Source organism: Mycobacterium sp. NGS11 (genome assembly GCF_059813315.1).
Map to the genome: position 1 here is coordinate 77,405 of NZ_JCALEJ010000006.1, position 21,516 is coordinate 98,920.

20 protein-coding genes are annotated in these 21,516 nt (G+C 68.4%); 12 read left to right on the forward strand and 8 right to left on the reverse strand.

Annotated features, from left to right (window positions below; translation table 11 throughout):
• Positions 1 to 21 precede the first annotated feature (21 nt).
• Positions 22 to 2,085 carry a phosphate acetyltransferase gene (gene pta, locus AC5Y4T_RS10435; RefSeq protein WP_499918242.1) on the forward strand — a complete coding sequence of 688 codons (2,064 nt, stop codon included), beginning with the start codon at positions 22 to 24 and terminating at the stop codon, positions 2,083 to 2,085.
• A complete protein-coding gene (locus tag AC5Y4T_RS10440) occupies positions 2,082 to 3,245 on the forward strand; it encodes an acetate kinase (protein ID WP_499917918.1) in 1,164 nt (387 codons plus the stop codon). Before pta ends, AC5Y4T_RS10440 begins: the two co-directional genes overlap by 4 nt.
• Here the strand turns inward: AC5Y4T_RS10440 and AC5Y4T_RS10445 are convergent.
• Together AC5Y4T_RS10445 and AC5Y4T_RS10450 are read right to left on the reverse strand one after the other, a co-directional pair.
• Complete coding sequence (locus AC5Y4T_RS10445) at positions 3,234 to 4,409, reverse strand: DUF1501 domain-containing protein (RefSeq protein WP_499917919.1); 1,176 nt, start codon at positions 4,407 to 4,409, stop codon at positions 3,234 to 3,236. The genes AC5Y4T_RS10440 and AC5Y4T_RS10445 overlap by 12 nt on opposite strands.
• A 10-nt stretch (positions 4,410 to 4,419) precedes the next feature.
• On the reverse strand, positions 4,420 to 5,736 hold the full coding sequence (locus tag AC5Y4T_RS10450; RefSeq protein WP_499917920.1) for a DUF1800 domain-containing protein: 1,317 nt from the start codon (positions 5,734 to 5,736) through the stop codon (positions 4,420 to 4,422).
• Between the two features lie 612 nt (positions 5,737 to 6,348).
• On the opposite strand from AC5Y4T_RS10450, the gene AC5Y4T_RS10455 reads away from it, so the two are divergent.
• Positions 6,349 to 7,203 (forward strand): endonuclease domain-containing protein, encoded by an 855-nt coding sequence (locus AC5Y4T_RS10455; protein WP_499917921.1) that lies wholly within the window; start codon positions 6,349 to 6,351, stop codon positions 7,201 to 7,203.
• A 126-nt stretch (positions 7,204 to 7,329) separates the two neighbouring features.
• Here the strand turns inward: AC5Y4T_RS10455 and AC5Y4T_RS10460 are convergent, their stop codons facing one another.
• Genes AC5Y4T_RS10460 through glnX form a run of 3 tightly spaced genes read right to left on the reverse strand, consistent with a single transcriptional unit; the run spans position 7,330 to position 11,914 of the window.
• Entirely contained in the window at positions 7,330 to 9,618 is a 2,289-nt protein-coding gene (locus tag AC5Y4T_RS10460) for a serine/threonine-protein kinase PknG (RefSeq protein ID WP_499952946.1), read from the reverse strand.
• A complete protein-coding gene (locus AC5Y4T_RS10465; RefSeq protein ID WP_499917923.1) occupies positions 9,618 to 10,595 on the reverse strand; it encodes a glutamate ABC transporter substrate-binding protein in 978 nt (325 codons plus the stop codon). The genes AC5Y4T_RS10460 and AC5Y4T_RS10465 overlap by 1 nt, the downstream gene beginning before the upstream one ends.
• A complete protein-coding gene (gene glnX / locus AC5Y4T_RS10470) occupies positions 10,595 to 11,914 on the reverse strand; it encodes a protein kinase G-activating protein GlnX (RefSeq protein WP_499917924.1) in 1,320 nt (439 codons plus the stop codon). Before glnX ends, AC5Y4T_RS10465 begins: the two co-directional genes overlap by 1 nt.
• A gap of 140 nt (positions 11,915 to 12,054) precedes the next feature.
• On the opposite strand from glnX, the gene AC5Y4T_RS10475 reads away from it, so the two are divergent.
• Positions 12,055 to 12,696 (forward strand): NUDIX hydrolase, encoded by a 642-nt coding sequence (locus AC5Y4T_RS10475; protein ID WP_499952947.1) that lies wholly within the window; start codon positions 12,055 to 12,057, stop codon positions 12,694 to 12,696.
• Here AC5Y4T_RS10475 and thiE read toward each other — a convergent pair.
• Entirely contained in the window at positions 12,668 to 13,339 is a 672-nt protein-coding gene (gene thiE / locus AC5Y4T_RS10480) for a thiamine phosphate synthase (protein WP_499952948.1), read from the reverse strand. The genes AC5Y4T_RS10475 and thiE overlap by 29 nt on opposite strands.
• Positions 13,340 to 13,493: 154 nt before the next feature.
• Here thiE and thiO point away from each other — a divergent pair, with 154 nt between their 5' ends.
• From thiO to AC5Y4T_RS10500, 4 genes are read left to right on the forward strand one after another with little or no spacing between them, the layout of a single operon-like run.
• A complete protein-coding gene (gene thiO / locus AC5Y4T_RS10485) occupies positions 13,494 to 14,525 on the forward strand; it encodes a glycine oxidase ThiO (protein WP_499917928.1) in 1,032 nt (343 codons plus the stop codon).
• On the forward strand, positions 14,522 to 14,719 hold the full coding sequence (gene thiS, locus AC5Y4T_RS10490; RefSeq protein ID WP_499952949.1) for a sulfur carrier protein ThiS: 198 nt from the start codon (positions 14,522 to 14,524) through the stop codon (positions 14,717 to 14,719). The genes thiO and thiS overlap by 4 nt, the downstream gene beginning before the upstream one ends.
• The gene (locus tag AC5Y4T_RS10495) at positions 14,712 to 15,470 is read left to right on the forward strand and encodes a thiazole synthase (protein ID WP_499917930.1); all 759 of its coding nucleotides are present in this window, start codon (positions 14,712 to 14,714) and stop codon (positions 15,468 to 15,470) included. The genes thiS and AC5Y4T_RS10495 overlap by 8 nt, the downstream gene beginning before the upstream one ends.
• Positions 15,467 to 16,234 (forward strand): SGNH/GDSL hydrolase family protein, encoded by a 768-nt coding sequence (locus AC5Y4T_RS10500; protein WP_499952950.1) that lies wholly within the window; start codon positions 15,467 to 15,469, stop codon positions 16,232 to 16,234. Before AC5Y4T_RS10495 ends, AC5Y4T_RS10500 begins: the two co-directional genes overlap by 4 nt.
• A gap of 3 nt (positions 16,235 to 16,237) precedes the next feature.
• On the opposite strand, the gene AC5Y4T_RS10505 is transcribed toward AC5Y4T_RS10500, so the two are convergent.
• Positions 16,238 to 16,759, reverse strand: a complete 522-nt coding sequence (locus AC5Y4T_RS10505) for a serine/threonine protein kinase (protein ID WP_499948100.1) — start codon at positions 16,757 to 16,759, stop codon at positions 16,238 to 16,240.
• A 91-nt stretch (positions 16,760 to 16,850) separates the two neighbouring features.
• A complete protein-coding gene (locus AC5Y4T_RS10510; protein ID WP_499952951.1) occupies positions 16,851 to 17,381 on the reverse strand; it encodes a serine/threonine protein kinase in 531 nt (176 codons plus the stop codon).
• A 338-nt stretch (positions 17,382 to 17,719) separates the two neighbouring features.
• Between AC5Y4T_RS10510 and AC5Y4T_RS10515 the strand changes: the two genes are divergently transcribed.
• From AC5Y4T_RS10515 to AC5Y4T_RS10530, 4 genes are read left to right on the forward strand one after another with little or no spacing between them, the layout of a single operon-like run.
• Positions 17,720 to 18,067, forward strand: a complete 348-nt coding sequence (locus AC5Y4T_RS10515) for a CD225/dispanin family protein (RefSeq protein ID WP_499917936.1) — start codon at positions 17,720 to 17,722, stop codon at positions 18,065 to 18,067.
• 11 nt (positions 18,068 to 18,078) lie between these two features.
• Positions 18,079 to 18,504 (forward strand): DUF2752 domain-containing protein, encoded by a 426-nt coding sequence (locus tag AC5Y4T_RS10520; RefSeq protein ID WP_499917937.1) that lies wholly within the window; start codon positions 18,079 to 18,081, stop codon positions 18,502 to 18,504.
• A gap of 53 nt (positions 18,505 to 18,557) precedes the next feature.
• Entirely contained in the window at positions 18,558 to 20,048 is a 1,491-nt protein-coding gene (locus AC5Y4T_RS10525) for a M28 family metallopeptidase (RefSeq protein WP_499917938.1), read from the forward strand.
• Complete coding sequence (locus AC5Y4T_RS10530; protein ID WP_499917939.1) at positions 20,045 to 21,514, forward strand: M28 family peptidase; 1,470 nt, start codon at positions 20,045 to 20,047, stop codon at positions 21,512 to 21,514. Before AC5Y4T_RS10525 ends, AC5Y4T_RS10530 begins: the two co-directional genes overlap by 4 nt.
• The last annotated feature ends 2 nt before the right edge of the window (positions 21,515 to 21,516 follow it).

Below are 21,516 nucleotides of genomic sequence, written 5' to 3' on the forward strand. Positions count from 1 at the left end.
CACGGGGTGGCCACCGGTTCCGTGTCTGCGATCTATATCGCCGCCCCCGAGCCGGAGACCGGCAAGTCAACGATCGCGCTGGGGCTGCTGCACCGGTTGACCGCGACGGTCGCCAAAGTCGGTGTGTTCCGGCCCATTACGCGCACCGATTCAAACGAGCGCGACTACATCCTGGAACTGCTCCTGACGCGGACCACCGCGGATCTGTCGTACGAACAGTGCGTGGGCGTCACCTATCAGCAGCTGCACGCCGAGGGCGACGCCGCGATCGCCCGCATCGTCGACGCCTACCACGCGGTGGCCGAGGCGTGCGACGCGGTGGTGATCGTCGGCAGCGACTACACGGACGTGACCCGGCCCGCGGAACTCGCGACCAACGCGCGCATCGCGGTCAACCTCGGTGCGCCGCTGCTGCTGACGGTCAGCGGCAAGGGGCGCACGGCCGCGGAGATCGCCGGCGTCGTCGACGTCTGCCTGGCCGAGCTGGACGCCCAGCACGCCCACACCGCGGCGGTGGTGGCCAACCGGTGCGAACCGGCCGAGCTGGCCGACGTGGCCGAAGCGCTGCGCAGATTCTCCCAGCGCAGCTATGTGCTGCCCGACGAGCCGCTGCTGTCCGCGCCGACGGTGGCCGAGCTGGAGAAGGCGGTCGGGGGAACACCGGTCAGCGGCGAAGAGTCGCTGCGCGAACGCGAGGTCACCGGCGTGCTGGTCGCGGGGATGACCGCCGACCACGTCCTGGAGCGGCTGCGCGACGGCATCGCGGTCATCACCCCCGGCGACCGCTCCGATGTGGTGCTCGCCGTCGCCAGCGCCCATGCCGCGGAAGGCTTTCCGTCGCTGTCGTGCATCGTGCTCAACGGCGGCTTCGCGCTGCACCCGTCCATCGCCGCGCTGGTCGCCGGACTGCGGCTGCGGTTGCCGATCGTCGCCACCGCACTGGGCACCTACGACACCGCCGGCGCGGCGGCGGCGGCGCGGGGCAGGGTCACGGCGGCCTCGCAGCGCAAGATCGACACCGCGCTGGCGCTGATGGACAGCCATGTCGATATCGCCGATCTGTTGGCGCAGCTTGCCATCCCGATCCCCACCGTCATCACGCCGCAGATGTTCATCTACCAGCTGACGCTGCAGGCGCGGTCGGATCGCAAGCACATCGTCCTTCCCGAAGGCGACGACGACCGCATCCTGCAATCCGCCGGCCGGGTGCTGCAGCGCCGCGTCGCCGAGCTGACCATCCTGGGCGACGAGGCCCGAATCCGCCAGCGCGCCGGAGAACTCGGGGTCGACCTGGGCGACGTCACGGTGATCGACCCGCGTAACAGCCGGCTGCGCCACGAGTTCGCCGAGCAGTACGCGCAGTTACGCAAGGCGAAGGGCGTCACCGTCGAGCAGGCCCGCGACGTCATGCGCGACGGCACATATTTCGGCACCATGCTGGTACACACCGGGATGGTGGACGGCATGGTGTCCGGCGCCGCGCACACCACCGCCCACACCGTGCGGCCCGCGTTCGAGATCATCAAGACGGTCCCGGATGTCGCTACGGTGTCCAGCGTCTTCCTGATGTGCCTACCCGATCGCGTGCTGGCATACGGCGACTGCGCGATCATCCCGAATCCGACACCCGAGCAGCTGGCCGACATCGCGATCTCGTCGGCGCGCACCGCCGCGCGGTTCGGCATCGAGCCGCGGGTCGCGATGCTGTCGTACTCGACCGGCGACTCGGGTGCCGGCGCGGACGTCGACAAGGTAAGGACGGCAACCGAATTGGTGCGGAAACGGAATCCCGACCTGCCGGTCGAGGGACCCATCCAGTACGACGCCGCGATCGAACCATCGGTCGCCGCCACCAAACTGCGTGACTCGCCGGTGGCCGGCCGCGCCACCGTGCTGATCTTCCCCGACCTCAACACCGGCAACAACACCTACAAGGCGGTCCAGCGTAGCGCCGGCGCGCTGGCCATCGGGCCCGTGCTACAGGGCTTGCGCAAGCCGGTGAACGATCTGTCCAGGGGCGCATTGGTCGAAGACATCGTGAACACCGTGGCCATCACCGCGATCCAGGCCCAAAGGCAGCCATGACGGCCAATGGCGACGCCCGCCTGGTGTTGGTGATCAACTCCGGCTCGTCATCCCTGAAATATCAAGTGGTCGACGCCGATTCGGGTGAAGCCCGGGCGACAGGTCTGGTGGAGCGAATCGGAGAGGATTCGTCGTCTGTTCCCGACCATGATGCCGCGCTGCGCCGCGCGTTCGACACGCTGGCCGACGACGGTATCGACCTGCGGTCGAGCGGCATCGTCGCGGTGGGCCACCGAGTGGTGCACGGCGGCAACACTTTCTATCAGCCCACGCTGCTGGACGACGCGGTGATCGGCAGGCTCCACGAATTGTCGGAGCTGGCCCCGCTGCACAATCCGCCCGCGCTCAAGGGAATCGAGGTCGCGCGCAAACTGCTGCCAAACCTCGCCCACGTCGCCGTGTTCGACACCGGGTTCTTCCACGACCTGCCGCCGGCGGCGGCCACCTACGCCATCGATCGCGACCTGGCGCGGCGGTATCAAATTCGCCGCTACGGGTTTCACGGGACCTCGCACCGCTACGTCAGCGAGCAGGCCGCCGCGTTCCTGGACCGATCGGTCGGCGACCTGAAACAGATTGTCCTGCACCTTGGTAACGGTTGCTCCGCCTCGGCGATCGCCGGCACCCGGCCGCTGGACACCTCGATGGGCTTGACGCCGCTGGAGGGCTTGGTGATGGGCACTCGCAGCGGCGACATCGATCCCAGCGTCATCGGCTACCTGTCCCACACGGCCCAGATGGGCGTCGACGACGTCGAGTCCATGCTCAACCAGCGCTCCGGTGTGCTGGGTCTGTCCGGCGAGCGCGACTTTCGCCGGCTTCGGGAGATGATCGAATCCGGCGACGAGTCAGCGCAATTGGCCTTTCATGTGTTCACACATCGGCTGCGCAAGTACATCGGCGCCTACCTGGCGGTGCTGGGGCACACCGATGTCATCAGCTTCACCGCCGGAATCGGCGAGAACGACCCGGCGGTGCGCCACGACGCGGTCGCCGGCATGGAGGAACTGGGCATCGTCCTCGATCAGCGCCGCAACCTCGGCGGCGGCAAGGGTGCGCGCCAAATCTCCGCGGACGATTCACCGATCGCCGTGCTGGTGATCCCGACCAACGAAGAGCTGGCCATCGCCCGCGACTGCGTGAACCTGCTAGGCCGATAGGAAGCCCAGGCTGCTTCGTCCGGTGCCCACCGCCGGGGCGGGATCGGTCCCGATCGTTCGCGCCAGCAGCTCGGCGTAGATGTCACGAAAATCGGTGGTGTACTTCAAGTCTCCATTGTCGAGGTCGGTGAGGCTCGGCTGTTCGCCGTAGAAACCGCCCTTGACGGGTGAGCCCGCGATGAAAACGGGACCGGCCGTGCCATGGTCGGTGCCCTGCGAGGCGTTGGCGTGCACCCGGCGCCCGAATTCGGAATACGCCAGCAGCACCACGTCACGGCCCGCCGTCTCCTGGACGAACGCGCTAACCGCCTCGTCGAATGTCTGCAGGAGTCGCTGCTGGGTGCCGCGTTCGCCGGCGTGGGTGTCGAAGCCGCCCAGCTGCACCGTGTAGACCCGGGTGGGCACGCGGGCCTTGATGGCTTGAGCCACCGTGCTCAGCTGGGCCGCCAGTGAATTAGGTTCCTTGGCATTGGGTTTCACCGGTGCGAACGTGGTGTCGGCGGTGCGTGCGGCTCGGTAGGCCTTGCACACCGCGGCCATCGCCGGGGTGTCGTCGGGATCGTCGTCGCCCAGCGCGGTCATCACCGCGTCGAACTTCTCCGCCTTGCCCGGTGCGCCGCCCGGCGAAAGGGCTGCGGCCGTGCACTTCGCGCCGACGGCCAGCGGAGGAAGGACGGCGCCGATGTTGACCGCTCGCAACGGATCATCTCCGGTCGCGTCGAGCCAGCGGCCGATCCAGCCGGTCGCCACCGGCTCGGCCGGTGACGCCGTCTGCCAGATGTCCATGGACCGAAAGTGGCTGTGGTCGGGCTTCGGGTAGCCCGCGCCGCGCACGATGGCGAGCTGCCCCCGGTTCCACAGGCCCGCCAATCCCTTCATCGCCGGGTTGAGGCCCAGCTGCTGATCGAGGTGCAACACGTCGCCCGGTGCGTAGGCGAGTTCGGGGCGAGCGTCGTGATAGGCGTTGTCCGCGTAGGGGATCACGGTGTTGATGCCGTCGTTGCCGCCATACAGCGTGGCGATCACCAGGACACCGGAGCCATCGGCCAGCGGCCGGTCCCTGGCCGCACGCATCAGGTCGGGCCAGCTGACCGCTGACAGCAGGCCGGCCGCCCCGACGCCAGCGCTGGCGATCAGGAATCGGCGACGGTTCATCTGGGGCATGGCTGTCTCGCTAGGACGTCAGGTATTCGGGAGTGTTGACGGCGGCCGCCACCAATTGCGCCGGTTGCCGCACCAGCGGCTGTAACGCGTGGGCGGTGCGGTCCGACCAGGAGCCGACGCCGATCAGATAACCGACCGCGTCGACGCGGTCGCCGGCGGCGGTGTCCTCGATGCCGGAGAGGTCGCCCGCGCGGGCCAGTTCGGTCGCGGCGCGCAGGCGGGTCCCTGCGCTGGCGGTGGACTGCCACAGCTGGCCGCTGGGCCAGCCTCCGACGCTGGGCGGATAGAACGGTCGCTGGCCCAGCGCGCGCAATGTGCCGTCGATCATCTTCAGGCGCTTGGTGTCGTCGACCGGCACCCGCAGCGCCCTGACGACGCCGACGAGCCACTCGACCGGGGTGTTGACCACCGCGGCGCGGCTGCTGGTGAATTCGCTGTCGGTGAGGATCGCCCGGGTCAGCGCGCGCAGGTCGCGGTTGGGTCCGTAGGCGGCGACCAGGCGCTCGAGCACCTGCGGTGACGGCGGGTCGTCGGACGCCAATTGCCGCCACAGGCGTCCCGCGACGTATTCGGCCGATTTCGGTTGCGCCAGCACGGTATCGCAGAACCCGGCGGCATCGAAGTTGCGGCTCTGCCCGAACAGCGTCTTGGCGCCCGCGTCATGGCGTTTGGGCGTCATGGAGGTTTCGCCCCCGGGGCCGATGACCCATCCCGTCAGGGCCCGCGCACCGTTGCGCACGTCGCTTTCGGTGTAGCCGTTGCCATGTCCCAACGCGAACAGCTCCATGAATTCGCGGGCCAGGTTTTCGTTGGGCGCCTTGGCGGTGCTGCGCGACGCGTCCAGCCAGCGCAGCATCGCGGCGTCGGTCAGCATCGCGTACGCCAGGGCGCGAAAATCGCCCAGCGACCCGGCGCGCAGTTTCTGATTCTGTGCGGCCAGGTACGACGCGACCCGCACCTTCTGCGCCGAGGTGGCAAAGTGGTTGTGCCACAACAGCGTCAGCTTTTCGTGCACCGGCTGCCCCACGTCGGCCATGCGGCGTATCCACCAATTCGACAGCACGTCCAACTGTTGGGTCACCCGCTGGTTGTACTGCTGGCGCGCGGTCGGCGTAGCGCCCTTGCCCGGCGGCCTGGGTGCGTCGAGGGCGGGCATCGGCGTGGCCGCCGCGCCCGGGTCGGCGTCGGGATCGGTGGCCAGCATCGCGTCCACGTAGCCCGGCCAGTCCCGGCCGACGACCGCGTCGACCTCGGGCCCGGTCACTCCGAACCCGGCCCGGCGCAGCATGCGGGCCGTGCTGACCCACCTGGTGGACTGGCCTGCCATGAGATAACTGTGCGGCGTGCAACTGAGATTTTGCTGTGTTTTGTTGTGATTTGCGTGAGAGTGGGTGCTTTTCATCAGTGTGCGGTCGGTGGTCTCATGTTCCTTGGGGGCGGCCCAGCGCATCTCGGTGGGCTTTGCTTCTGGGCTGGCCCCGCCGCGCCAATAAGTAGCCGTGGGGGTACCGCGGTCGGCGACAAGGCCGATCGTGCCGGTGCCCAGGCGCCGGTGGCACCAGGTTTTTGGCTGTCGCGAGCGTGCCGATTCAACGTGAAGCCCGCGACCCGAACCAGACACTCGCCTGGGCGCGGGGAATCCTGGGTCGGGCCCTCGAGCACCACCATGACGGGCCCGACGGCTCTTTCAGCTGGCCGGCGCCGCAGCCGGCAACGCAAGCGCTGCCAGCGCTAGCACCCCGCCGGAACTTTGTCTCCAGATGACGACTCTCGCGCATCTGTGGATTCTCTGCGCCCATCGAAATTACTGACGGAGTCCGTGCGGAGGTAAGTTCACTCTCCGTCCGGCGCTGCCCGCGAGGGTCAGTCACGGACGTGGCCTCGTGGCCCTGTGCACAGATGTACTCGCGCACCGTGGCAGACATGCGATGGTCGCGGCGTGGAGGAGCCGTTTGTCGGCAGCGAGGTGCTGCGCTGTGGGGCGTTGAGCCGACACCAGCTGCGGACGCGATACCGCGCGGTGTTTCCCGATGTCTACGTCTCGAACGACGCCAGGCTCTCTCTTGACGTGCGCATCACCGCTGCATGGCTGTGGTCTGGTGGCCGAGCCGTTATCGCAGGGGCTGCCGCCGCTTTCCTGCACGGCGCCAAGTGGATTCCCGACGGTGTGCCGGTTGAGCTGATACACAGCAACAATCGTCCGCCGGACGGGGTACTGACGCGTCGGGCAACGCTGTGTGCCGGTGAGATGCAGCTGCGTGACGGGCTGGCCCTCACCACACCGGAGCGAACCGCCTTCGATATCGGGAGGCGCGGGGCGATCCGCTCGGCGGTTGTTCGGCTCGATTCGCTCGCGCGTGCAACGGGTTTCAAAGTGGAAGACGTACTGGGTGTCGCCGGGTCACACCCACACGCGCCCGGACTACGGCGACTAGAGACCGCGCTCGACCTGGTCGACCCTGGCGCACAGTCGCCGCGCGAAAGTTACCTGCGGCTACTGCTCATCGACGCTGGCCTGCCCCGGCCGCAGACCCAGATCCCAGTGCCGGGCGTTGACGGCTTTCCGATCGCATACCTGGACCTGGGCTGGCCGGAGTCGATGGTCGCTGTGGAGTATGACGGCGACCAACATCGCACCGACCGAAGGCAATACGTCAAAGACATCAAGCGCACGGAGATGCTCGAGCAGCTGGGGTGGATCATCGTCCGGGTCGTCGCGGAGGACCGGCCCGAAGGCATCGTCCGCCGCGTGCGGGCGGCGCTGGCGAAATCGAGAGTGAAGCAACGGCTTTGAACGTGAACCTACGGCGGGGGTTGTCGGCGTGTCGCCGCCCAGCGTTCACACCGAAAGCCGACGATTCACACTCAACGAAGCCGGCCCGAAACGCCCGGGGCCGAAACGCCCGAGACGCCCCCAGCCCTAGAACGTACTGGTGGGGCGCACCCGGTTCGCCATGTCCACCAGCGCGTAGCGGTGCCGCTGGGTCGGGGCGACGCGGGCGAGGTTGCGCAGCGAGGCCTCGACGCCCAGCCGCAGCCCGTGCTCGGTGAACGGGAAGCCGAGGATGTGGTTGGTGCTGGCCTTGTTGTCCTCCAGCCAGTCCATCGCACAGCCCAGCACCAGGGCGCGGATCTGCAGCACGCGCGGTTCGGTGGGCGGCAGCGCCTCCACCCGCCGGGCCGCGTCGCGGATGTCCTCCTCGGTGATCTCGCTCTTGGTGCGGCCGGACAGCAGCGTCACCGCGCTGGTCAGTCGCGCGGTGGTGAAGTGCCGGGAGGTGGCCGGCACCTCGTCCAGCGTGCGAACCGCGGCGGCCCGATCCCCTTCCGCGGACAGCGTTCTGGCTAATCCGAACGCGGCCGAGATCACCCCGTCATTCGTCTTCCACACGGTCTCGTAGAACTTGTGGTCGTCGACATCGCCGGCCAGTTCGGCGGTGGCGGCCAACGCAAGCTTGGGCGCCAGCTCGCCGGGGAACGTGTCCAGAACTTCGATGAAATGCTTTGTGGCCGAATCGAAGTCGCCGGTGAGCAACTCGGCGACGGCCTTGTACCACACCAACCGCCATTGCCAGCCGACCCGCTCCGCGAGGTCGTCGAGCTTGCGGGTGGCCTTGGCGACGTCGCCGAGATCCAGCAGCGCGCGGACCTCCATCAGCGGCAGCTCCACCGACTCCGACACCTCGACGCCGTCGGCGTCCAGCGTCCCGTGCCGGGCCGCGCGCAACGAGTCCAGGGTCTGCACCGGCTGGGACAACACGGTCGCCTGCAGGACGGGAGCGGCGACGTCGGCGGGGTCGACCAGCGGAACCTGCAGTGCGGTGACGATTTCGCGAGCGGTGAGCTTCTCCGAGTGGACCTGGCCGTCCAGGTACACGTCGGTGTGGGCGACCAGCAGGTCGACCCCGAACGTCGAGCGGCTGGGGGAAAAGATCGTCGACAGCCCGGGTCGCGGCGCCCCGCTGTCGTGGGCGACCACCTCGCGCAGCACCCCCATCAACTGCGCCGACATCTCCTCGGTGCTGCAGAACCGGCGCCGCGGGTCGGGGTCGGTGGCGCGGCGCAACAACCGGCGGAAGGAGTCGTAGATGGCCAGCACCGGGTCGTGCTCGGGCAGACCGTCGACGTAGCGGCCGTTGCGGGTCTGCAGATTGAGCGTGAGCGCGGCCAGTGTGCGGCCCACGGTGTAGATGTCGGTGGCGACCGTCGGGCCGGTGCGCACGATCTCGGGTGCCTGGAAACCCGGTGTGCCATAGAGGTATCCGAAGGAGTTGATCCGCGACACCGCACCCAGGTCGATCAGCTTGAGCTGCTCTTCGGTGCGCATGATGTTCTCCGGCTTCAGGTCGTTGTAGACCAGGCCGATGGAGTGCAGATAGCTGAGCGCGGGCAAAATCTCCAGCAGGTAGGCCACGGCCTCGGCGACGGGTAGCTTCTCGCCCTTCCCGTGCTTGAGCGGCTGACCGCCGACGTACTCCATGACGATGAGGCCGACCGGATTCCCGTGCTGGTCGACGTGCTCGACGAAATTGAAGATCTGCACGATCTGCGGGTGGACCACTTCGGCCAGGAACTGCCGTTCGGCCATCGCGATCGCCTGTGCCTCGGCGTCGCCGGAGTGCACCAAACCCTTGAGCACCACCGGCCGGTCGTTGACGTTGTGGTCGACCGCCAGGTAGACCCAGCCCAGACCGCCGTGCGCGATGCAGCCCTTGACCTCGTACTGGCCCGCGATGATATCGCCGGGATTCAGTTGTGGCAGAAAGGAATACGGGCTACCGCAGGACGGACACCAGCCCTCCGACGTGCCTTTGGATTTCTTGCTGGACCGGCCCACCGGCTTCCCGCAGTTCCAGCAGAAACGCTTGGACTCCGGCACCACCGGATTGGTCATCAGGGCTTCGCGCGGATCGATGTCGCGCCCACGCGGGATCTCGACCAGGCCACCGCCGAGCTGTCGGACCGCGGGCAGCGACCGCGTCGCGACCGTCAAGCGGTCCTGCGGATCGGTGTCGAGGGCACCCAGCGAGATGTGCGGAAAGTCGTCATCGTCGTCGTCGAAATCGGGACGGAACAGCGCCTGGGTGGCCTGCAGCCGCCCGGTCGCCGCGCCGGTCTGCACGTCGGCCGGCTGGGTGCCCGGCGCCACGTCCGCCACGTCCTCGGCGCCGGTTTCCGGCTGCTCGGTTTGCTTGTCCGGCTCGGCCATCAGTCCAGATACCTCGGCGTGGGTGGGGCCGGCGCGGGCCCCAGCACCGTCAACCACTTGCGGTACAACGTGTTCCACGTACCGTCCCGGCGGATCCGTTCCAGGGTTCCGTTGACGAACCGCACCAGTCCCGTGTTGTTCAGATTGACCCCGATGCCATAGGGCTGAGTGGCCATGTTGGGGCCGACGATGTGCAAGTAGGGGTCCTCTTCGACCAGCCCGGCCAGGATCGAATCGTCCGTGCTGACCGCGTCGATCTCGCGCTGCTGCATCGCCACCAGGCAATCGGCCCAGTTGACCACCGAGACCACGACCGGTGGCGGATCGATCTGCTGGATCCGGTGCAGCGACGTCGTGCCCTTGGCCACGCAGACGCGCTTGCCGGACAGGTCGGAGACCTTGACGATCGGCGAGTCGCGCGGGGCGAGGATGCGCTGGTTCGCGTCGAGGTAGACGGTCGAGAAGTTCACCAGCTTGCGCCGGTCGCAGGTGATGGTCATGGTCTTCACCACGACGTCCACCTCGGAGTTCTGCAACGCGGTGACCCGCTCGTCCGACGACAGGATCCGGTACTCGACGTGCGAGGGCGCCCCGAAGATGTCGCGCGCGATCTCGCCGGCGATGTCGACGTCGAAACCGGTGATCTCGCCGGTGATCGGGTCGCGGAAGCTGAACAGGTTGCTGCCGATGTCCAGCCCGACGATCAGCCGACCGCGGGCCCGGATGTCGGCGACGGCCGCATCCGCCTCCGCCTTGGTGGGGAAGGGCCGCAGGCTAGCCGTCAGGTCGCAGCCCTGGTTCGGCCCGTCGGGCGGCAGCGGCGGCTGTGGCGGCAACTGCTCCATGCCGACCGGTGTCGGCGGCGGCAACGTCGGCACGCTGGCCACCCGCAGCGATTCCGTGTGTCCGCAACCCGCCAGTACCACCACCGCGCCGGCCACGGCGCACACCCGGCGAAGCAGCGGCAGCCGGGCCATTATCGGTACTCTTTCAGCCTCGGCCACAGCCCGAGCGCCACCGCGATCGCGGCGCCGAGGCTGAGCACCACGCCACCCACCTGGGCGCCGGACAACCCGCTGCGGGCGTTGATGACGTCGTTGCGCAGGGTGATGCGGCCCTGATCCATGGCCTTGACCAGCTCGCCATCCAGCTTGTCGAACGCCGGGGTGGAGTCTTCTTCGCTGCTGCCGAGGGCCACCTGCGTCGCGGCGCGGTAGTTACCCACCGAGATGTAGGAGGTGATCCGGTCGTTGGCCTGCCGCCAGCGCAGCAGCAGCTGATCGGCGCCTTCCAGGTCCGGCTTGTCCACCGCGTCGCTGCGCGACATGTACTGGTCGAGCTGCCGGTGCATGGAGTCGATGCGCTGGTAAAACGACTGCTTGCGTTTCTCTTCGTCCCCGCGACGGATCAGCGACAGCGTCTCGTCGGCGCGCGCCTGCTGGGCGGTGATCGCGACGTTCGTGACGGTCTTGAGGGATTCGGCGGCAGTGTCCTTCGCGCTACGACTGGCCGTCGTAGAAATGGTGAGCGCAGTCCCAACCCAAACCACCATGACGAGAATAGCGAGCGCGCCGACCACCAGGCCCGGGTTGATTCGGCGCCGCGTGCGGCGCGCCAGCCAGCGGTGGGAGAACGCGCCGAAGATCACGGTGGCGCCGACCACCATGATGACCGGCGCGGGGATCTGCGTCGACGCGGTGGTTTCGGCGTCCACCCGCTCCGAAGTCGCTTTGTAGAGCCGCGCCGCGTCGGGCAGGATCGTCGATTGCATCAGCCCCGACGCCTCCGACAGGTACGAGGAGCCGACCGGATTGCCCTCCCGGTTGTTGGTGCGGGCGATCTCGATGAGGCCGGTGTAGACGGCCAGCTCGGCGTTGATCCGGCCCAGCAACTGCACCAGCGGTTCGTCGGTGAGCCCGCTCGACGCCCTGGTCACCGCCACCGCCGCGTCGGTGATGGCCTGCTCGTAGCGCTGGCGAACGGGCTGCGGTTCCGCCTCGGCGATGAACGCGGTGGCCGCCGCCGCGTCGGCCACCGACAGGGTGGTGTAGAGGCGCCCGGCGGCGAAGGACAGCGGCTCGGTGTGGTTGAGCACCGTGGTGAGCACCTGCTGCCGGTGGTTGATGGTGGTCGAGGTGGCGAAGGCGCTGATCCCGCCGAGCGCGGCCAGCACGATGCCGATGGTCAGGATGCGGCCCGGCGTCGTCGAGATGAACCACCAGCGTGGATGGGCTGGTTCGGCCGGTGACCGCGATCCCTGCGGCTCGGTCGACGGGTGCGCCAGCTCAACCGTCACGTCTTATCAGCCCTCGTCTCTCGGCCACCGGATTTCGCTGCACGGACCTCTATAAGCGAAGTCTAAGAGCATGTTCGGGTGGATGGGTGGAGGCGGACGCAATTCGCGACGCCTCAACCAAGTCTGCATATCCTGAGTCGGTGCAGGGCGACGGTGACGGCTGGGTGATCTCCGACAGCGGCGCCCACTACTGGGGTCGCTTCGGCGCGGCGGGTTTGCTGCTGCGGGCCCCGCAGGCCGATGGCACGCCCGCGGTGCTGCTGCAGCATCGCGCGGTGTGGAGTCATCAGGGCGGGACCTGGGGCCTGCCGGGCGGCGCCCGCGACAGCCACGAAACGCCGGAGGAGACGGCGGTCCGCGAAGCGAACGAAGAGGCCGGGCTTCCGGGTGACCGACTGGCCGTGCGTGCGACCGTCGTCACGGCGGAGGTCGCCGGGATGGCCGGCACGCACTGGAGCTACACCACCGTCGTCGCCGACGCCGAGGAGTTGCTGCACACCGTGCCTAACCGGGAGAGCGCCGAGATGCGTTGGGTCGCCGAAGACGAGGTGGCCGACCTGCCACTGCATCCCGGCTTCGCGGCCAGCTGGCAGCGGCTGCGCACCGCACCGACGGTGTTGCCGCTGGACCACGGCGACGAACGACGCCAATACCTGCCGCGCACTATCGAAATAGAGGCCGGCGTCTTCGTCTGGTGTATGCCCGGCGAGGCCGGCGGGGCCGGTCAGGAGCCCTCGCAGCTGACCCGTCGGATCAGCTCGCTGCTGCCAGCGCCGAACTGAGCCGTTCGGCCGCGGCCCGTGGGTCGGCGGCCGCGGTGATCGCCCGAACCACCACGATGCGCCGGGCACCGGCCGCGAGCACCTCGGGTAGGCGCCGCTCGTCGATGCCGCCGATCGCGAACCACGGCTTGCCGGTTCCCAGCTCGGCGGCGGCCCGCACCAATCCCAAGCCCGGCGCCTGGCGTCCCGGTTTGGTGGGCGTGGGCCAACAGGGGCCGACGCAGAAGTAGTCGGCCTGGCCGGCGGCCGCGGCAGCCGCCTGCTCGCGGTCATGGCTGGACAGTCCGAGCAGGACGTCCGTCCCGACGAAGTCGCGGGCGACGTCCAGCGGCAGGTCGCCCTGCCCGAGGTGCAGCACGTCGGCGCTGGCCGCGCGGGCGATGTCGGCGCGGTCGTTGACGGCGAACAAGGCGCCGTGCCGGCGGGCCGCGTCGGCCAGGATCCGGCACGCCGCCAGCTCCTCGCGCGCTTCGAGCGGGCCGAACCGCTGCTCACCGGCCGACCCCTTGTCGCGCAGCTGGATGATGTCCACGCCGCCGGCCAGGGCGGCGTCCGCGAACTCGGCCAGGTCGCCGTGCTCACGGCGCGCGTCGGTGCACAGATACAGCCGCGCCGCCAACAGGCGGGTACCACGTGGATGCACACCGAGACGCTAGCGCGCTAGCGTGGAGCGCAGAGAATTACCAGACACGGGAGTCCCGGGAGCGGGGCTGAGAGTGGGCACCACCGGGATTGCACCCGACCGGCCCTTACCGTCACACCTGATCCGGATAATGCCGGCGAAGGGAGGTTCAAGCATGACCGGGACGCCCTCGGGCCCGCCGCCGGGGTCGCTGGCCGTCATCGGCGGCGGCGTCATCGGGCTCGCGGTGGCGCGCCGCGCCGCGCAGGCCGGGTGGTCGGTGCGGGTGCACCGCAGCGACCACAAAGGCGCATCCTGGGTCGCCGGCGGCATGCTGGCGCCGCACAGCGAGGGCTGGCCCGGCGAAGAACAGTTGTTGCGTCTCGGCCTGGAATCGCTGCGGCTGTGGCGCGAGGGAGGCTTCCTGGACGGGTTGCCGGCCGAGGTGGTCACGGCGCGCGAGTCGTTGGTGGTGGCCGTCGACCGCGCCGATGCCGCCGATTTGCGCACCGTCGCGGAGTGGTTGTCCGCCCAGGGGCACCCGGTGGTCTGGGAGTCGACCGCCCGCGACGTCGAGCCGCTGCTGGCGCAGGGCATCCGGCACGGCTTTCGGGCGCCCACCGAGCTGGCCGTGGACAACCGGGCGGTGCTGGACGCCTTGATTGACCAGTGCGAGCGCCTCGGGGTGTCGTGGGCGCCGCCGGTGCACGAATTGTCGCGCGTCGCGGCCGACGCGGTGGTGATCGCCAACGGCATCGACGCGCCGGCGTTGTGGCCCGGCCTGCCGGTTCGCCCGGTGAAGGGCGAAGTGCTGCGACTGCGGTGGCGCAAGGGCTGTATGCCGTTGCCGCAGCGGGTCATTCGCGCCCGGGTGCACGGACGGCAGGTGTACCTGGTGCCACGCGCCGACGGGGTGGTGGTCGGGGCCACCCAATACGAGCACGGGCGCGACACCGCCCCGGTCGTGTCGGGGGTGCGTGACCTGCTCGACGACGCGTGCGCGGTGCTGCCCGCCCTGGGCGAATACGAGCTGGCCGAGTGCGCCGCCGGGTTGCGCCCCATGACACCCGACAATCTGCCGCTGGTGCATCGCCTGGATGCGCGAACGCTGGTGGCCGCCGGCCACGGCCGATCGGGATTCCTGTTGGCGCCCTGGACGGCTGAACAGATCGTGTCCGAACTGTCCCCGGTGGGAGCACGCCAATGATCGTCATGGTCAACGAGCAGAAGGTCGACGTCGACGCGCACATCACGGTCGCCGCGCTGCTGCACTCCATGGGTTTTCCGGACCGCGGCGTCGCGGTGGCCATGGACGACGCGGTGTTACCGCGATCCCGTTGGAGCACAGAACTTTTCGACGGCGCCCGGCTCGAGATAGTGACGGCGGTGCAAGGTGGCTGATGCAAAACTGACCATCGGCGACCGCAGTTTCGCGTCGCGCCTGATCATGGGGACCGGGGGAGCCGGCAACCTCGCGGTGCTCGAGGAGGCGCTGGTGGCCTCGGGCACCGAACTGACCACCGTCGCCATCCGCCGGGTCGACGCGGAGGGCGGCACCGGCCTGCTCGATCTGCTCAACCGGCTGGGCATCACGCCGTTGCCCAACACCGCGGGATGCCGCGGCGCGGCCGAGGCGGTGCTCACCGCGCAGTTGGCGCGCGAAGCGCTGGACACCAACTGGATCAAGCTCGAGGTGATCGCCGACGAACGCACGCTGCTGCCCGATGGAGTCGAATTGGTGCGAGCCGCAGAGCAATTGGTCGATGACGGGTTCGTCGTCCTGCCCTATACCAACGACGATCCGGTGCTGGCACGCCGGCTCGAAGACGCCGGCTGCGCGGCCGTCATGCCGCTGGGTTCGCCGATCGGCACCGGGCTCGGTATCACCAATCCGCACAACATCGAAATGATCGTCGCCCGGGCCGGCGTTCCGGTGGTGCTCGACGCGGGCATCGGAACGGCCAGCGACGCGGCGCTGGCCATGGAATTGGGTTGCGACGCCGTGCTGTTGGCCACCGCGGTGACCAGGGCCGCCGATCCGGCCGCGATGGCCGCCGCGATGGCCGCCGCCGTCACCGCCGGGTATCTGGCGCGGCGCGCCGGACGGATCCCGAAGCGGTTCTGGGCGCAGGCGTCGAGCCCGCAACCATGAGTCGGTATGTGGCGCTGGGCAGTTCGATGGCCGCCGGTCCCGGCATCCGCCCCCGCGCCGCCGGGGCCCCGCGTTGGTCGGGCCGATCCGCACGCAACTATGCGCACCTGATCGCGCAGCGATACCGGCACGACTTGACCGACGTCACCTTCTCCGGGGCGACCACCGCGCACGTGCTCACCGAGCGCCAACACGGCGCGCCACCCCAGATCGCCGCCCTGGACGGCACCGAGAGCCTGGTCACCGTGACCATCGGCGGCAATGACGTCGGCTACGTTCCGCTGTTGATGGCCGCGGCACTGCCGCATTCGCTGCGTCACCTGCCGCTGCTGGGTGATCGCATCTCCGAACTGCTGGATCGCCGGGCGCGGGATCGCGCCCTGGACGCGGTGTTTGAATCGCTGTGCGCGGTCGGCCGGGCGCTGCGCCGCCGATCGGCGCGGGCACGGATCTTCTTCGTCGACTACCTGACGTTGCTGCCGCCGCCGGGCGTGCCGGCCGAGCCGCTCTCGCCGTCCGACGCCGACCTGGGCCGGCACGTGGCCGCCACGCTGGAGACGATGACGGCCGACGCCGCCGCGGCGACCGGCTGCGAGGTCATCCGCGCCGGCGCGGCGGGTCGCGAGCATCACGCATGGTCGGCAGAACCGTGGACGACGCTGCCCGCACGCTTCGGTACTGGCTTGCCGCGCCGCCCCGCCCCCTTGCACCCGAACGCGGCCGGGATGCGGGCGGTGGCGGATCTGATTGCGGCCCAGCTGTAAACGTCAGCCGTTCGTGCGCCACCACTGATAGAGCGCGTTGACGTCCGAATTGGACGCGGTCAGGTGGCCCAACACGTTCTTGGCGTCGGTGGTCCAGGTCAAGGTGGCGTAGTTCTTGTAGGTGCCACAAGCGATCTGGCCGCCCGTCTGGCCGTTCTGTTTCCACGTTCCCGGCGACGCCCCGGCGTCCCCACACGCGGCCAGGGACACGTCTTTGATGGTGGAGCTGAAGGCGGAGCCCAGGTTCGTGCTGTTGGAGAAGAGCGCGTAAACGCCGGAGCCGGGTCCGTTGGAGTCTGGGCTTTGCCCACACACCAGTTCGGCCAGTTCACCGGTCTCGGAAAGCTCTTGCGGCTTGCAGTTGTTCAGGCCGTAGCCCTTCGACAGCGAGGCGGCCAACGTGTTCATGTCCGTCGCGTTGCCGGTGTTGGGTTCGGCGTTCGCGGCGCCGACGCCCGCGAAAGCCAGACTGCCCGTTATGGCTGCGGCCGACGCGACTCGCAGTGCGGTGTTCCGATGTGACATTTTCCTGACTCCCTGCGGTTGATGGAAATAAAGAGGGGCGAACGTTTCTCGGATCTCGGTTCGAAGAATCGGCTGCGGCGCAGCGGGAGCGTCACCCGTTTGCACGCCACCACTGGTAAAGCGCCGCAACGTCGGTGTTGGACGCGCGCAGGTAACTCAATGTGTTCTTTGCGTCCGTGGTCCAGATGATCTCGGCGCCGTTTCGATAGGTGCCGCAGGCCGCCTGACCGGCGCTGGCGGTCGAGCCGTCCTTGTGCCAGCTCGAGGGCGACTGGTGGGCGTCCCCGCAGGGGCTGAGCACGTCCTCGTTGATGGTGGCCCTGAACGAGGTGGCCAGATGGTCGGCATTGGTGAACAGGACGTACTTGGCCTGCGCCGGTCCGCGTGGATCGGGGCTCTGCCCGCACGTGAGCACGGCCAGTTCTGTGCTGCGGTCGATGTTCTGGGCGGTGCAGTTGTTCAGGCCGTAGCCCTTCGACAGCGAGGCCGCAAGCGCATTGATATCCGAAGAGCTCCCGGTGGTCGCGGGATCCGCGCTCGCTGGGGCGCCGCCCGCTAAGGCCAAACCCGCGGTGAGTGTCGTTAAGATCGCCGCCCTCAGCGCGTTGCTGAACTCAGACATGAATGGCTCCTTAACGGCCGCTTCTAAACACGGATAGTAGGGCTATGTCGCGGTAAAGCAACACATTCCGTTGGCAATTGTCTGTGTGGGCATCCTTCCTCGGCTCAACCCGCGGACGACCAGGCAGACGGTGATGACACGCCCGTCGTCGCGCGGAATCGCGAATTATGTTGAGGCGCCGCGGTATTTCAGACTTTTGGCGAGGCGGGGGCCTTGCCGGCGCGTCGTGCGCGGGGCGGACTAAACCAAGATTTTTTCATTGCTGGTGCCGATCAGAGCCCGCTCGGGTATGGTTAGCACCGCTTTACGTCAGCTAACTTCTCTTGACTGGAGAATCCATGACACAGCCCCCTCCTCCTCCGCCCGACTATCCGCCGCCGTCTCCGGGTTATCCGCCGCAGCCGCCGGCCGGCCAAGCGCCGAATAACTATCTGGTGTGGTCGATTCTGGCGACCCTGTTCTGCTGTCTTCCCTTCGGAATCGTGGCGATCGTCAAGTCGAGCCAGGTCAATGGTTTGTGGGCGCAGGGACGCTATGCGGAGGCGCAGGCGTCCGCCGAGAGCGCCAAGCGATGGGTGATCTGGTCCGTGGTCATCGGCGTCGTCGCAGGCATCATCTACGGCATCTTGCTGGCGATCGGTGCGCTGAACACGAACACCAACGCGGCACTCGCCGCGATGTTCTAAAGACTCGGATCATGGTGACCCGCTGGGGGGCGGCGCACGCGAATCTGGGTGCACCACTGGTGGTGGCGGCATCCACGACGCTGATGTGCGCCGCCATCTGGGCGGGCGATCCGACCACCCCGAACGGCCCGCTGCCCGTATGCCCCACCAAGGCGTTGCTGGGTATCGACTGTCCAGGGTGCGGCAGCTTGCGCATGGTGTATTCGCTCATGCACGGCAATCTGTTGGCGGCCGCCAGGTTCAACGCATTGGGCCTGGCGGCTGTCGCGCTGTTGGTGTGGGCGTATGTGTCCTGGACCTACGGCCGCGTGGTGGGCCGGCGGGTCCGCAGTTGGCAGCACCGACGTTGGGCCGCCGTCGTGACGCTGTCGTTGGTGCTGGCCTGGTTCGTGGTGCGCAACATCCCCGTTTCGCCCTTCAGCGCGCTGTATGTCTGATACCGCCGTGTCCTGAACCCGGCCGCCTGGGCCGCGGTCTAACCTGGGGCGCGATGGTGAACAAATCCACGACGATTCCGGCGTTGCTCGCCGTGGTCGCCCTGACCGCATTGTCGACCGGCTGCTTCCATCGGTCGTCTGACTCGCAGCAAACACATCCCGCCGCGGGCGAATTCGCCTCCGCATTGCGCGACAAGGTCACGACGGACGCGATGATGGCACACCTGTCCAAGCTGCAAGACATCGCCAACGCCAACAACGGCACCCGGGCGGTGGGCACACCCGGATATGAGGCCAGCGTCGACTACGTGGTTAAAGTTCTGCGCGGCAGTGGGTTTGACGTGCAGACCCCCGAGTTCTCGGCGCGAGTGTTTCACGGCGACAAGCCGGACGTCACCGTCGGCGGCAAGCCGGTGGAGGCGCACGCGCTGGACTTCAGCCTGGGCACCGCGCCGGACGGCGTGACCGGGCCGCTGGTCGCCGCGCCGGCGAACAACCTCGGTTGCGCGGCCTCCGATTACGCCAACTTGCCGGTGCGCGGCGCGGTGGTGCTGGTCGATCGCGGCACCTGCCCGTTCGCTCAGAAGGAAGAGGCCGCGGCACAGCGTGGCGCCGTGGCGATGATCATCGCCGACAACGTCGACGAACAACAGATGGGCGGCACGCTGGGGCCAACCACTGACGTGAAGATTCCGGTGCTGAGCGTGACCCGATCGGTGGGGCTGCAGCTGCGCGGGCAACCGGGACCCACCACGATCAAGCTCAATGCCACCGCCCAAAGCTTCCGGGCGCGCAACGTGATTGCGCAGACCAAAACCGGATCGGCGACCGACGTGGTGATGGCGGGGGCGCATCTGGACAGCGTGCCGGAGGGGCCGGGCATCAACGACAACGGATCGGGTGTCGCTGCTGTGCTGGAAACAGCTGTGCGGCTGGGGAGTTCGCCGCCGGTGCACAACGCGCTGCGGTTCGGCTTCTGGGGCGCCGAGGAACTCGGGTTGATCGGGTCGCGCAACTATGTCGAGTCCCTGGATCTGACGGCGCTGAAAAACATTGCGCTGTACCTGAACTTCGACATGCTCGCGTCGCCGAACCCCGGCTATTTCACCTACGACGGCGACCAGTCGCTGCCGCTGGACGCTCGTGGCCAGCCGGTGGTGCCGGAGGGTTCGGCAGGCATCGAGCGGACGCTGGTCGCTTACCTGAAGGCGGCCGGAAAGACGGCGCAGGACACCTCGTTCGACGGCCGGTCTGACTACGACGGATTCACGCTGGCCGGGATTCCCGCCGGCGGCCTGTTCTCGGGCGCCGAGGGCAAGATGTCCGCGGATCAGGCCAAGTTGTGGGGCGGGACGGCCGATCAACCGTTCGACCCCAATTACCACCAGAAAACCGACACCCTCGACCACGTCGACCGCACCGCGTTGGGGATCAACGGCGGCGGTGTGGCTTACGCGATCGGTCTCTACGCGCAAGACCTCGGTGGCCACAACGGCGTTCCCGCGATGGCGGACCGCACCCGGCACGTGCTCGTCAAGTCATGATTTCCCGGCTGGGCGCGACGCTGCTGTCGATCGCGATGGTGGCCGGTTGTTCGTCGACGCGGCTGGCGCTGCCGACAACGACACCGGACCTGGGGCACAGCCTGGCCAAGAAGGTGACTGCCGAGGGCATGCTGACGCACCTGCGTGCGTTGCAGGACATCGCCAACGCCAACGGCGGCAACCGCGCGGACGGCACGCCGGGTTTCAACGCGAGCGTGGACTACGTCGCTAAAGCCTTGCGCGACAGGGGTTTCGACGTTCAGACGCCGCAGTTCGACCGGCTCTACACCGTCTCGTTGGGCAAGCCGGCGGTGACCGTTGCCGGCCGCACCTATCCCGTCGACCAGGCCTCGCTGCTGGTACAGACCCCGCCCGGCGGACTGACCGGGCAGCCGATCCGTCCGGCGCAGCCGTCGGGTTGCCGGGCCAGCGATTACCCGGCCGTGGTGCCCAAGGGGGCGATCGCCGTGGTCGACGACGCCCAGTGCTCGGTGGTCGACAAACAGAACAGCGCGGTGGCCAGGGGTGCGAGTGCGGTGATAGTGCTCAGCTCCCCGACCGGGCGCGGAGCTCCACCCACTTTGTTCACCACCGGCTACTTCAAACAGTTGACCGTGCCGGTCGCCGTGCTGGGATCCTCCGGCGCCGCCGCGCTGACGGGCGCGACCGCACCGGTACGGCTGGTGCTGGATGCGCAGAACGTCAAGATCACCTCCCGAAACGTCGTGGCGCAGACCAAGTCCGGGTCGGCCAACGACGTCGTCGTAGTGGGTGCGCATCTGGACGCCTCGCGCGCCGGACCCGGGATCAACGACGACGGCTCCGGGGTGGCCGCCGTGCTGGAGACGGCGCTGCGACTGGGCCCGCTGGCGCCGGTGAACAACGCGGTCCGGTTCGTGTTCTGGGGTGCCGACGAGGACGGGCGCAACGGCGTCATGGATTTCGTGTTCGGCATGGACCGTGAGCAACTCAATGACATCGCGCTGTACTTGAACTTCACGATGCTGGGTTCGCCCAACGCCGGATTCTTCACCGACGACGGCGATCAGTCCGGGCCACCCGGACCCGGCGTCTCGGCCGCGGATGTGCCCGAAGGCTCGGCCGGCATCGAACGCACGCTCGCCGGTTATCTGAACCTCGCCGGCAAGCGGCCCGCGGACATGCCGTTGGACACCAGGGCCGACTACCACCCCTTCATGGTTGCGGGCGTGCCCGTCGGGGGCATGACCACCGGAGCTTCGCAGCCGAAAACTCCCATCCAGGCCCGGTTATGGGGCGGACAGGCCGGCGTGGCGTTCGATCCGAACTTCCAGAGCCCTCGCGACACCGTCGACAACATCAACCGGGATGCGTTGGCGGTCATGGGTTCTGGCGTCGGGTTCGCCGTCGGCAGCTACGCGGAGTCGATCGGTGGGATCAACGGTGTGCCGCCGCACAACAAGAGGCATCGCACACGCGTGCCCTGACG